The organism is Terriglobia bacterium, from assembly GCA_020072565.1.
In the GTDB taxonomy this organism is placed as follows: domain Bacteria; phylum Acidobacteriota; class UBA6911; order UBA6911; family UBA6911; genus JAFNAG01.
The window spans coordinates 99,525-112,911 of sequence record JAIQGI010000013.1; the positions used below are offsets into that span (position 1 = coordinate 99,525).

The following is a 13,387-nucleotide window of genomic DNA, read 5'->3' on the forward strand; positions in this document are numbered from 1 at the left end:
TGATCCTGGTATCCGCCTGGCGCATGACTGCCATCCGTAGTCGCCGATAGACCGGATTATTCATGAGTGATTGCCCAAAACAGATCTCTGGACGCCGACGGTTTTGATCTTGTCGGTGCGCAGAAGCTTTTGCCGTCCAACTTCATGAACCATTCAGGCCAGGTCGTGTGGGTCTCGCGATCTTCAGGATAGCCTGGAGTCGATATCCTACTGGTTCACGTGTACCACTTTCGCGGGCGAGAAACCGTTGAACCAGGTTGATGAAGCGTTGCTGTAGGCGCCTATGTTTTCGGAGAAGACCAGGTCGTCGAGCTCCAGGTCAGGCAGTTCTTCAGACTGAGAAATGGTGTCGAGCCCGTCGCAGGTTTGCCCGAAAACCGCGCAGATTTCGGTCTTACCCTTCGTGAACGCCTTGAGGTGATACTGGCAGTGATCGAAGATGATGCCGGAAAAGGTGTGATAGACGCTGTCGTCGATGAAGTAAGAAGTCTTGCCGTCCCGGACGGCTTTCCCGATGATCCGCGCGACCAGCGTGGCCGCTGTGGCCACGAAAAACCGGCCGGGCTCGGCGAGGATTTGAATGTCTTCCGGGAACAACCGATCGATTTCCGCGTTGATCACTCTTGCCAGCGCGCTGAAGGGCTTGACATGCCGATCGTAGGCCACCGGAAAACCGCCGCCGATGTCGAGGATTTTGATCTCGTGGCCGCGGGCCTTGGCTTCCTTCATCACGGCGGCGGCCATATTCAGGGCCTGCACGAAGTTTTCGAAATTCGTACACTGGCTGCCGACGTGGAAGCTCAGTCCCTCGACCTCCAATCCGATGCGGAATGCCTCCAGGATCAGGTCCACCGCTTCACCGGGATCGCAGCCGAACTTCGACGACAGCTCTACCATCGAGCCGGTGTTCGGTACGCGCAGCCGCAGCACCACGCCGGCGTGGGGCGCGTATTGTTTGATTTTGCGCAACTCGTTCACGTTGTCGTAGGTGACCAGCGGTTTGTACTGGTCGAGAGCTTGGAGCGTTTCCTTGGTTTTCGTTGTGTTGGCGAAGATGATTTTGTCCCAGATGAAGTCCTGCTGTTCCTTGGGGGGGAGGTGCCTGATGTTTTCGTACACCAACATGAACTCCGGCAATGAGGCGACATCGAAGCTGGCGCCGGCCTCATAAAGGGTGCGCACAATCTCCGGCACGGGATTGGCCTTTACGGCGTAATAGGCCTGCACCTTGGGCAGATGCTTTTTATACTGCGCGTAGTTGGCGCGGATGATGTCGTGGTCAATGACCACCACAGGTGTGCCGTCGTCTTGGGCAATGGCTTGCAGCTGTCTCATTGTGGCCATGCCAGCCTCCGAAATAAGGTCGCGGCCGGCCGACGCGACCTGCATCCCCGCAGATAAGACATATTTCAATCTCAGGCCTGGCCGGGCCCGAATCATCGCAGCGCTGGGCGGCGCCGGGCCGCCGGCGCCCACGTTCAGTCGAGAATCGGGTCAGAACCGTCGATCATCTTCACCTTGTTGTGGAGGAAATATTCCTTCGTCAGAGCCTTCATCATTTTGGCGCGCTGGTCGTAAAGGCGCCGCGGTTTTCGCGGCTTGTGCTTTGCCAGCGCATAGTGAGTAAGGATCGGCATTGCGATCGTGGTGTCGGTATAGCAAACCACGGCATCGGGCAGACGGTCCGGATCCACCTTTCCCCAGCTCACGGCCTCGCTCGGCGTGGCGCCGCTGAGACCTCCCGTGTCGGGGCGGGCGTCGGTCACTTGCAGGAAGTAGTCCTGGCCGTACTCCTTGATTCGGAGCACCTCCTGTATTTGGGGTTCGGTCTGGAGCATGAAGTTTTTGGGACTGCCGCCGCCCCAGAGGACCACAGCGCTCCTGCCCCCTGCGCGTTTGGCTGCAAGCACGAAGGCCGTGGTTTCGTTGACATCGATGGACGGATTGACACGCAGCTTGTTGCCGCGCAGTTGCACGCCGGCCACATTCATGCCGATGGTCGAATCACCAGGCGAGGACGTGTAGCACGGAACACCTGCGCGATATGCGGCAGCCAGCACGGACACGTCTCTGAGGCCGGCCGTGCGTTCCCATTCGGCCGCATATTTGCCCAGCAGGTGATGAAGCTCGGCGGAGCCCATTTCCTTCTGGAATTCCGGCTGGATGAGAATGCTGCGCAGGATCTCATCGGTGGCCATCAGACAGTCGCTGTATCCGAGCAGCACGTCATACACTCGGACGATGTCATTGTTGCGCAGGTCAGTGTCGTCCATCTTGAAACTGCCGACGCGCACAGGGTAGTTCAAAGCGAAATGGAGGTCGTGATAGAGGTTTGCACCGGTGGAGACGATCCAGTCGACGAAACCGGCCTTGATGAGCGGTACGATGGAGGAGCAACCGAGGCCTGCCGGAGTGAGAGCGCCCGAGAGGCTCATCCCCACGGTCACATCCGGCTCGAGCATCTTCTGAACGAACAGCTGGCAGCCCTCTTTCAACCGCGCCGAGTTGTATGCGAGAAAAGCCTCATCCACGAGGTCAGCGAGCTTTTCCCTCCCCGTAAGGTTTTGGGGCAGGATGCGTTTTCCCGACATATACTTGTCCCGGTGAGGGCACTTCTTCTTTCTCATCCAGTCCGGCATCTCCGTAAGGTCTTCACGGTAGCGCCGCTGTGTCTTTTGAGCTTTCGCCATAGTTCCAATCCATTTTCTCGCGCACGCAAGACCGGTGCGGCACGCATTGTCGACAAGATCCGGGCGGGATTAGACTAGCACAGCTGACCGGCCGGGAAAAGCAGGCGCAAGGTCTTGCCGCGCATTTCGCGGAACGCAAGAATTATCTTCGCGCGTTCCGTGAAATTATCCGTGGCAAGTTCGGGCGCGGCGCATTATCCTCCAATCGATGCCTATGCCGAAAGCACATGCCATCAAGAATCCGGCACCCGCGGCGCTTGGTTTTTCGATGCCGGCGGAGTGGGAACCACACGAGGCTACCTGGCTGGCCTGGCCGCACAATCCCACCGATTGGCCGGATAAGCTCGACACCATTCGCTGGGTTTATGGCGAGATCGTGCGCAGGATCGTGCCGGGCGAAATCGTGCGCATGCTGGTCAATTCAAAAACCGAGGAAAAACTGGGTCTACGGCACCTTAAGCGCGCCGGAGCCGATGTGAGCCGCGTGGAGTTCATCGTGCACCCCACCAACCGCAGTTGGACGCGCGACAGCGGTCCCATTTTTGTGCGGCGGCGCGACAGCAGGAAGCCGGAGACGGCGATCGTCCATTTTCACTTCAACGCCTGGGCCAAATATCCCGACTGGCAGAAGGACCGCCGTGTGCCGGAAACCGCAGCAAGACGGCTGGCGAAGCGGCTGTTCGACGCACGGTCCCAGGGGCGCCGTTTCGTCCTGGAAGGAGGCGGCATCGATGTCAACGGTCGCGGCACCCTGCTGACGACGGCAGAATGCTACCTCGACTCGACGACGCAGGTGCGGAATCCGGGACTGGACCGAAATGACATCGAGATCGCGCTCAAGGAAAATCTCGGCGTGACCAATATCTTCTGGCTCGGCGGCGGCGTGGCGGGCGACGACACCCACGGACACGTCGATGATGTCTGCCGCTTCGTGAACCCAAACACGTTGATCCTCATTAAGGAAGATGATCCTGGAGACGCCAATTACCGTTCGCTCGCAGAGAACTGGGAGCGGATTCAGGATCTCAGACTCGAGGACGGCTCAAAGCCCGAGATTGTGGCGCTGCCGACGCCGGAAGCTGTCTTTTTCGATGGTGACCGGATGCCGGCCAGCTATGCCAACTTTTATATCTCCAACGCGGCGGTGCTCGTGCCCACTTTCAACGACCCGAAGGACCGCATCGCGCTCGGCATTCTGAGTGAACTCTTCCGGGACCGCCCCGTGATCGGCATCCACGCCGTCGATCTCGTGCTCGGGTTCGGCACGCTGCATTGCCTCACCCAACAACAGCCGGCAGAGTGCTCAACAAAACAAAATTGCTTGCTGCCTCCATGTTGAATGGTCTAACTTCACCCGATGCCAAGATGCAAATCAATTAACTCACGCGCGGCCGTTCTGCGGGCTGGCCTGCTGGCGGTTGTTGCTTTGAGCATTCCACTCGCCGGCGCGCAAAAGAACCCGCAGTCACCCCGCGAACCGGTCGGCCGCCTCGCTCCCAACCGCTTCTACACGCCGGTGAATCAAATCCTCACCCCGGTCGGCATCCAGTTCGACTTGCCTGGACTCAGGCCGCAAGCTCTGGCACTCAGCAGGGATGGCAGACTTCTAGTCGCAGCCGGCCTGACACATGAACTGATCGTGCTCGATCCCGTCAGGGGCACAATACGCCAACGCCTGGCCTTGCCGTCGGATGCGCAAAAAGTGCCGCTTCCCGAGCCGGACAAGCAGGGCCAAGTCAGTTTTACGGGTCTCATTTTCTCTCCGGACGGGTCCCGTCTCTATCTGGCGAACGTAAACGGCAGCATCGAAGTATTTGCTGTGCGCAAGGACGGGAACATCGCGGGACAGTCGGCTATAGCGCTTCCGGCCGCCGCTGCCCCGCGACGCAAGGAAGAGATTCCTTCCGGCCTCGCGGTCTCCCCTGATGGCAAGCGGCTGTACGTTTGCGGCAACCTGTCAAACCGTTTGCTGGAATTGGACGTGGCGGCCGGGGTGGTCTTGCGCACATGGTATGTCGGAGTAGCACCATACGACGTCGTGCTGGCGGGCGGCAAGGCCTACGTGAGCAACTGGGGCGGCCGCCGCCCCGATGTCGATAGCGTCACCGGTCCCGCCGGTCAGGGCACTCTGGTGCGCGTGGATCCGTTGCGCTACATCGCGAACGAAGGATCGGTCTCGGTCATCGACCTTGGGAGCGCGGCGGCCGCCCCCGCCGTACCCCAAGAGGCAAGGGATATCCTCGTCGGCCTGCACGCATCGGCAATCGCGGTGTCTCCAGACGGACGCCATGTCGTGGTAGCCAACTCCGGCAGCGATACACTCAGTGTCATCGACGCCCAGGCGGATCGTGTCGTCGAGACGATCTGCGCACGTCAGAACCCGGCGGATCTTTTCGGCGCGCAACCTGACGCCCTGGCCTTCGACAAGTCAGGGAAAAAGCTCTTCGCATGCAACAGCACTCAGAACGCCGTCGCAGTTTTCAGCTTCAATCCGGGCAGGTCGAAGCTGCTTGGATTGATCCCTGTCGGTTGGTTCCCCGGCGCCATTGTGCACGACGCCGGACGGAATTCGCTTTACGTCGCCAACATCAAGGGCCTCAGCTGGGGCCGGCCGCGGAAGTCGAATGGCGAACCTGAATTCAACTCATACCAGTACCACGGCTCGATCTCGCTGGTGCCGTTGACGTCGCTGTCCAACCTTGTGACTTACACCGGCACCGCGCTGTCAAACATGCGTTACCCGCTGCTGAAGCAGGCCGCGCTGCCCCCACGTCCCGGCCAGCCGCCGCGGCCTGTTCCCGAGCGCGCAGGCGAGCCGAGCGTGTTCCAACACGTCGTTTACATTATCAAGGAGAACCGCACCTACGACCAGGTGCTCGGCGACGTCCAGGAAGGCAACGGTGATCCGGAACTCTGCGTTTTCGGCGAGAGCATCACTCCGAACCAGCACAAGATGGTGCGCGACTATGTCCTGCTGGACAATACTTATTGCTCCGGCATCCTCAGCGCCGACGGGCACCAGTGGGCCGACACGGCGATCGCCACAGACTACATGGAGAAATCCTTTGCCGGATTCCCGCGCAGTTATCCGGATGGCATGGCCGACAATGAGGTCGATGCGCTGGCATACTCGCCCGCGGGCTTCATATGGGACAATGCCCTGGCGCACGGCCGCACGCTGCGCAACTACGGCGAGTTTGCTATCACGCGGAAGAATTGGAAGGATAAAACGCGCAAGGGCGAACCGCACTTCCTCGACCACTACCGCGAATTCATCGCGGGCACCGACACCATCGCGCTCTGGAGCGAACCAGGCATCGAATCGCTTCGGCCCTATACCTTGACCAGCACCGTGGGGTGGGACATGGACGTGCCGGACGTGTTTCGGGCGGCTCAATTCATCCAGGAACTGGGAGAGTTTGAGCGCACCGGCACGTTCCCCAACCTCGTGATCATCTGTCTGCCGAACGATCACACCAGCGGAACGAAGGCCGGCACCCCCACACCGGCCGCACAGGTGGCCGACAACGACCTTGCCTTTGGCCGGATCGTCGAGGCTCTGAGCCACAGCCGGTTCTGGCGGGAGACCTGCATCCTGGGCATTGAGGACGATCCGCAGGCCGGCTGGGACCACGTGAGCGGATACCGCACGACGGCCTACGTCATCAGCCCCTACACCAGGCGCGGCCAGGTCATCAGCACGCAATACAACCAGACCAGCCTGCTGCGCACCATCGAGCTGGTCCTCGGCCTGCCGCCGATGAACCAGCTCGATGCCACCGCTACGCCGATGTCGGATTGCTTCATGAACACGCCCGACCTTACACCGTTTGTGGCGTTGAAGAACAACATTCCGCTCGATCAGATGAACCCTGATCCGAAGCGGGTGTCCGATCCACTGCTGCGCCGATATGCTTATGCCTCGGCGCGCCTGCCGTTGGACCGCGTGGACCAGTGCCCGGAAGATCTGCTCAACCGGATCCTCTGGCACGCAATGAAGGGCCCGCACACGCCGTATCCTGTGTGGTCAGTGCGGGCCGTGAAAGATGACGACCGGCGGGATTAGGAGCCCTCGCGTGCCCTGCAATTCAGCGCAGTGGGCTGCGGTTGCCCGTCGGAAACAGGCGCTTACAATCTCGCGCCCTGCATGCCGGATAAACCGCGGTTCTTTTGCTGCCGCCATGGTACGCCGAGTCTCCCGTCCTGCAGGTTCCGCCGGGCCACTGAGACCTATCGCAGCCGGCTGGAGATCGAAGGGGTTTCGCTTCCCTCGGAAATGTGGTATGAGATCGTTCGCACTCAGAAGTTTTGCATTTATTTAACATCGGGTTCTACCGTCGGGAGTTACCATCACCTCATGACAAAACTGAACGTCGAGCAATCGACGAGCCCTCTCGCCTCGCGGCGCTATCTCCCCTGGCTGCTCGTGCTGTTTGTTGGCAGCGGATGTGCGGCCCTCATTTACGAGATCGTCTGGTTGCAGCTGCTGCAACTGGTGATCGGTTCGTCCGGCATCTCACTGGGCGTGCTGCTGGGAACCTTCATGGGCGGGATGTGCCTGGGCAGCCTGCTGCTGCCGCGGCTGATCTCTGACAAGGTCCATCCGCTTCGGGTCTATGCGTTTCTCGAGCTGGGGATCGGGATCATCGGCATCCTGGAGCTGTTCGGCATGCCCTTGATCGCGGATTTGTATACGTACTACCTCGGGCACGGCGTGGCCATGCGAGGGTTGGTGGCAGCCGTATGCCTGCTGCCCCCGACCTTCCTGATGGGCGCGACGCTTCCGGCCATCGCCCGCTGGGTTGAAACCACGCCCGAAGGTGTTTCCTGGATGGGCTTCTTCTACGGCGGGAACATTGCCGGAGCCGTTTTCGGGTGTCTGCTGGCGGGCTTCTTTCTGCTGCGGGTTTACGATATGCCCACCGCCACCTATGCTGCGGTCGCTATCAATGTTGCAGTCACAACGGTAGCTCTGTTCCTGGCCTCGAGGACATCCTCTCGTGTCATGTCCACCGACCCGGAGCAATCCCGCACCAGACGCGCACCGGGAGCCGGGGCTGCATATCTTACGATCGCCATGTCGGGCCTGTGCGCATTGGGTGCCGAGGTTGTCTGGACGCGCCTGTTGTCGCTGATGCTCGGCGCGACGGTCTACACGTTCTCGATCATTCTTGCGGTTTTCCTGGTCGGACTCGGCATCGGCAGCAGCGTGGGTGCGCTGATGTCACGCACACTCCTGAGGCCGCGTATTGCCCTGGGTGTCTGCCAGATGCTTCTCGCCGGCGCCGTCGCCTGGGCAGCGTTCATGATTGCCAGGTCCCTGCCCTACTGGCCGATCAATCCCAGCCTCTCGACGGGGGAGTGGGCGCCGTGGCTCACCTTCCAGCTTGATATCCTGCGCGCCGCCTGGGCGGTGCTGCCGGCGGCAATGCTGTGGGGCGCAAGCTTCCCCCTGGCGCTGGCGACCGTGGCATCGCGAGGCCAGGATCCGGGCCGTATGGTGGGCGGAGTGTATGCTGCCAATACGGTGGGAGCGATCGTCGGTTCGCTGGCGTTCAGCATGCTCGTCATCCCCATGGCCGGCACGCAGTGGGCCCAACGATGGTTGATTATTCTGTCCGCGGTGTCAGCCCTCGTCGCACTCGCGCCCTTGTTTACCCCTGCTCGACGAGGCGCGCCGCAGGAAAAAGAACCCGCGCCTGTTCTGGCATTTTCGCCCAGGGCGGTCATCTTCACGCTGCTCTCGCTGGTGATTGTCGGCTTCCTGGTCAATGCCCTTGCCCAGGTTCCATGGGTGGCGGTTGCCTGGGGCCGATTCTCCGCAACCTGGGTTTCGCAGTCGGTGCCCGGAGTGGTTGCTGAAAAAGATGTGCCTGTGGACCGAAGCGGACCGGTGTACCGCTATTGCACATATGTCGGCGAGGGGATGAACGTCTCCGTTGCCGTTACGAAATCGACTTCGGGCTGGCGCTATTTCCACGGCGCGGGCAAGGTGCAGGCTTCCAGCGAAATGCAGGACATGCGCCTCCAACGAATGCTCGGACATCTCTCGGTTCTGGCTCGCAGGAATCCTGACGATGTGAAAGACGTATTGGTGGTGGCCTGCGGCGCCGGCGTCACGGCCGGCTCGTTTGTACCCTACCCCAACATCAAACGCATCATCATCTGCGATATAGAGCCGTTGGTTCCCAAAGTCGTGACCCCGATGTTCGGCGCTCAGAACTACCATATCGTCGACGGGATCGACAAAGAAAACCCCCACATGGTGCAAGGAAAACAGGTCCAGGTCGCCTACGACGACGGCCGGCACTACATCCGCACCCTCCCCAAAGACGCAAAATTCGACATCATCACCTCCGATCCGATCGACCCCTGGGTCAAAGGCTGCGCTGCACTGAACACGATCGAGTATTACCAGATGTGCAAAGATCATCTGAATCCAGGCGGCGTGATGAGCCTGTGGATACCTCTGTATGAGAGCAACACCGACACCGCAAAGAGCGTCATCGGTACGTTCTTCAAGGTCTTCCCCAACGGGATTCTTTTCAGCAATGACTTGAACGGCGAGGGATACGACGCCGTTCTCTTGGGCCAGGCGGAGCCGACCCAGATCGACGTTGACAGACTGCAGCAGCGACTCGACAGCGACGAATATCGGCAGGTGAGAGAGTCGCTGACTGAAGTGGGATTCGGCATGGTCGGGGCCAATCCGGCACAGGGGCCCGACGATGGGGGTGTCGCGGTGGACCTTCTCGCCACTTACGCCGGCCGTGCGGCCGACCTGCAGGAGTGGATGAAAAACGCGCAGATCAACACCGACAGGAACCTGCGCCTCCAATACCTTGCCGGCATGTGGCTCAACACCTACATCAACACGGTAATTCTGGACGGCATCCTGCAGTATTACAGGTTCCCCGACGAGGTCTTCGTCGGTTCCGAAGAGCGTATCCAGGCGATGAAACAGGCGCTCGCAAATGCAGGCCGGCGCGGAAGGTAGATCGGGAAAAAGCGCTTAGGAGATGAGCATGACAACCAAGGAACTGCTCATTACGGCCGATAAGCGCCCGCTGCACTGCCTGTGATATGCCCCGTTCGCCAACAGGTGGGATCGGGCCGGCGCCGACGAAGAAGGACCACCGCGATCAGGTGAATCCCGGGTGCTGGGACCTATTTCCCTCGCAGAAACACAGTGAAGCTCGTGAACTGGCGCTTGATCCAGGCCGGATCTTTCAGCGCGGCAGGTCGGAAGGAACTGCAGGGGTCCGGCCACAATTTGTCATAGCAGACGACGATGCGACGCTTTACCTCTTCAGCCGCCAGAGAGCCCCGTCCGGGATCGAGATCACCGACGCGAAAAGGCTCCAACCCGGGATAGTAGTACTCAAGCAGAGGATAAACCACCGGGGCGGACACTGCATCCCCTTCTCGAACGGTGTTGCTCAAAAAGGTGGCCGTGCCGAGCCAATCTGCGGGTTCGCTGCGTGCATGGATCTGGCCGATCCATACTGAACCGAGTACCAGCAGGCCCGCAAAAGCCATAGCCGGAGAGCTCAGTTGATAGGGGAGATGCGGCAGGATCGTGAGCCTTTCTCCCACATAAGACAGGCCATAACCGATAATAAGCAGGAGGGGTGGCGTGGCATGAAGGATATGCCGGATGGCAAAGAAGTATCCCGCCCAGACCTCTATCAGGAGCAAGGTTGGGATCGGGATGAAGAACCATGTCAGCAACCACATGAGCGACTTGCGCCGGCCGTGGCGGAGCAGCGCCCGGACCCCCGTGATGGTTCCGATCAGAAGCAGGCCGGCCACCGGATAACTGTTGTCTCCCAACTCCTTGATGAGCCTCAGGACCAGCTTGGGATTCATAATCTCGGAAGCCGGAGCGAGGAGCGGTTTGGCCCATACAAACCTCATCCAGGGGTAAAAGAGCGCGAAGGCGGCCATAGCCGTCAGTGAGTACATCACCACTTGAGACCACCGGGTGGGACTAAACTCGAACCTCTGCGTCCCATTTTCTTCCCGATCCTGGATCGCTCCCGGCCGCGGATTCTGAATCGTTGCCAGTACCAGGCCGGCAAACTGGGAGACGAGAATCAGACTTCCAAGAAAGCTCGTGTAGAGGAGCAGCGCAGATACGCCGGCAATGGGTAGCCAGCCCTGCCATGGCCGATCCTTATCGTATAGCTGGCGCAGCAGCAGGTCGTAGGAGAGCAACGACAGAAACATGAGCAGGGAGTAAGGCCTTGCCTCCTGGCTGTAATGGTAGGCAAGCGGGAAGAAGGTGAACAGGGTGGTAGAGTAGAGGGCCACACGATCGCCGAACAGGAAGCGGGCGAGGCGGAAAAAAATCCAGATGGAGAGGGTGCCGAAGATAGCGGCGTGCAGGCGCAGGGCCCAGGTGGAATCCCCCAGAAGAAGTGTCATCCCTCTCTGCACGAAAAAGTCGAGAGGCGAGGCCAGGTCCATCCCCCCTCGCAGGCGTGACAGAATCTCCGCGGGCGAGGCGAACTTGATGATGCGGGCCTGCAAGAGTTCGTCCGTCCAGAGCTGGCGCGTGCCCAAAAACATGAGGCGATGCACCAGACCGATTCCCATGATGACGGCAACAAATTTCTTCATGCGGATTAAACCAGAGCGAGATGGTCAAACAAGCACTAGAGCCTAACCTCTTCTTCCGTGGAATTCAAGCACTCACCACGGTTTAGGCACTGGAATGGGCAATCCGGCCGGAAGACCGGCCGGAGAGTGCGATCAGAGGAAGGCGGTCACGCCGCCGTGAGCACTCACCAGATACATATGGTAGAACAGGATCAATATGTAGCAGCAGAGACAGACCCGCGCCATGTAGCGGGCGAGCGCCCATTCCTTGTGGAGAATGATGATCGCCAGAGCAAAAGCAGTCATGGCAGCCTTGAGGCTGAAAAAAGCGTAGATCCCTCCCCACGCGATCACCATATTCATGATCGGATTGGCTTCCTGGATAAATCCTCTCTGGATCTGGAGAACGGTCAGGATGGCGTCCAGGAATGAGAGCCCCAGCACGGCCAGAGCCAGGCTCCAGCTGCCTCGATCATAGATATCCACGTACCCGCCGCGGTCAGTCTTGCGCCGTCCCTTGCTGCGCCTGCGACGCTGACTGCTGAACTGGGGCGGAAAGCCAGCCGGCTGTCGACGATCCACGCTGCGGCGCCGTTCCGGAGACGAAGGCATGACCACAGTGGACTCAGGAGGCGATGTTTTCATATCCACGATAGCATATCGGCGTGCGCACCACGGGCATTAGCCGCAGAAAACACCTACAGGGCGCGGCTGTCGCATGCTCAACAGAGGCCATGCAATCCCCGCGGAAAGAGTTAGCTTCCCTTCGAAAATTTTAGTGGCTATTATCCGCGGTACGGTCTCTGAAGGAACTTCCTTGCCATATCCTGGGAATTATCAACATCCTTCATCTTGAGCACTGCCTGATACCGCTGGACTGCTTCGGCTCGCTTTCCCTGGAGATCCAAAACCTGTCCCAACCGCAGTTGCGACAAGGCCTGTTCCCGCTCCGGGGTGTTCGAATTCGCAATGGATTTCCGCAGTTGATCTTCCGCAGCAGCCAAACGTCCCATCTTGAAGAGCTTGTTCCCCAGGGTGTAGCGAAAGGTCGCCAGGGGAAGCATGCTGTAGTTGGGCTTCCCTGTTTCCGCCTGGTGCACAACCTCGAGGTACTCGGAAACGGCTTGATCGGCCTGGCCGAGCTTTTCCTGGATCTGAGCAATGTTGATCTGAAAGATGTAGTTTCGTGGAAAATCGCGATGCAGTTCCTGCGCGTCACGGAGCGCATCCTTGGGTTGCCCTTCATGCATGAGCAGAACCATCTCGAGGATTTTGGCATCGGTCCTTACATACTCGCCCTTGGTGACCGCGAGGTCGAAGGCTTTGAAACCTTCTTCCTTGGTGCCGCGATATCCGACGAGGGTTGCGAGCCATTTTATGTACCAGGGTATGCTGCCGACGATGTACTGGTACAAACCGACGGTCATGAAGGCGTCGTAATACTTGGGGTCGAGCTTGAGAACCTGGCGGTCATAATCGTAGGCCTTGTTGCCAAAACTGAACGCCTTGCGCACGCTGTGGTCAATCGTAATGGAGAAGGATCCCAGGATGCCCTGGGCCGCCCCGAGAAAATAGATCGCATCCGTGTTCTTGGGGTTCTTGCCCAGAATCCCTTGCGCCAGGCTGCGGCACTCATCGAGATAGTCGAAAAATGCCTTGCGTTGCTCCGGAGGCATGACTTGGCTGGTTTCCTTAGTGAAAAAAGCCGGCGAGAGAAACAGGTCGAGGTCCAGGTCCTGCCGGCGAAACAGTTCTCTGAGCCAGGCAATGACGCCCAAGTAGAGCGGAGGCGCAGGATGCTGCGGATGTTGCTTTCGCAGTGTGAGAAAGATCCGCTCCGCCTGATCATAATCCAGGTTGTAGATGCAGTCGAAGCCCGGGCTGGCCTGGGCCATGAATTCAGGTTCCCGCAGGCTCTGGGCCGGGAGCGTCGACAGGAAGAAGCAGGCTACCAGGAAGCCAGCTACGAATTTGCGTCTGAACGGCACACGAAGCCCGGGGCGGAGCGGCAAGTTAGTTGAAAGGCGGCTGATATCTGGGTTCACGGGATTTCCCACCTCGCAATTATAGATTCAAGCCTGCTATCATTCATATGA

At 59.6% G+C, this 13,387-nt stretch carries 8 protein-coding genes; 3 read left to right on the top strand and 5 right to left on the bottom strand.

All coding sequences use genetic code 11. The annotated features are described in order from the left end of the window. Nucleotides 1–207: 207 nt before the first annotated feature. Both LAP85_10020 and speY read right to left on the bottom strand, forming a co-directional pair. Entirely contained in the window at nt 208–1,344 is a 1,137-nt protein-coding gene (locus LAP85_10020) for a type III PLP-dependent enzyme (GenBank protein ID MBZ5496729.1), read from the bottom strand. 134 nt (nt 1,345–1,478) lie between these two features. After that, nucleotides 1,479–2,591: a deoxyhypusine synthase gene (speY, locus tag LAP85_10025; GenBank protein MBZ5496730.1), complete on the bottom strand. Its 1,113-nt coding sequence runs from the start codon at nt 2,589–2,591 to the stop codon at nt 1,479–1,481. 313 nt (nt 2,592–2,904) lie between these two features. On the opposite strand from speY, the gene LAP85_10030 reads away from it, so the two are divergent. The 3 genes from LAP85_10030 (at nt 2,905) to LAP85_10040 (ending at nt 9,687) form a co-directional block, all read left to right on the top strand. Further along, entirely contained in the window at nt 2,905–4,029 is a 1,125-nt protein-coding gene (locus LAP85_10030; GenBank protein MBZ5496731.1) for an agmatine deiminase family protein, read from the top strand. Nucleotides 4,030–4,047: 18 nt separating this feature from the next. Continuing rightward, on the top strand, nt 4,048–6,756 hold the full coding sequence (locus tag LAP85_10035) for a beta-propeller fold lactonase family protein (GenBank protein MBZ5496732.1): 2,709 nt from the start codon (nt 4,048–4,050) through the stop codon (nt 6,754–6,756). A 291-nt stretch (nt 6,757–7,047) separates the two neighbouring features. Next, nucleotides 7,048–9,687, top strand: coding sequence for a fused MFS/spermidine synthase (locus LAP85_10040; GenBank protein ID MBZ5496733.1), 2,640 nt, complete (start codon nt 7,048–7,050; stop codon nt 9,685–9,687). A gap of 170 nt (nt 9,688–9,857) precedes the next feature. Here LAP85_10040 and LAP85_10045 read toward each other — a convergent pair whose 3' ends face one another. From LAP85_10045 to LAP85_10055, 3 genes are all read right to left on the bottom strand, one after another. Further along, entirely contained in the window at nt 9,858–11,312 is a 1,455-nt protein-coding gene (locus LAP85_10045) for a glycosyltransferase family 39 protein (GenBank protein ID MBZ5496734.1), read from the bottom strand. A gap of 132 nt (nt 11,313–11,444) precedes the next feature. Beyond that, the gene (locus LAP85_10050) at nt 11,445–11,936 is read right to left on the bottom strand and encodes a DUF5658 family protein (protein MBZ5496735.1); all 492 of its coding nucleotides are present in this window, start codon (nt 11,934–11,936) and stop codon (nt 11,445–11,447) included. A 140-nt stretch (nt 11,937–12,076) separates the two neighbouring features. Beyond that, nucleotides 12,077–13,336: a tetratricopeptide repeat protein gene (locus LAP85_10055; protein ID MBZ5496736.1), complete on the bottom strand. Its 1,260-nt coding sequence runs from the start codon at nt 13,334–13,336 to the stop codon at nt 12,077–12,079. Nucleotides 13,337–13,387 lie beyond the last annotated feature (51 nt).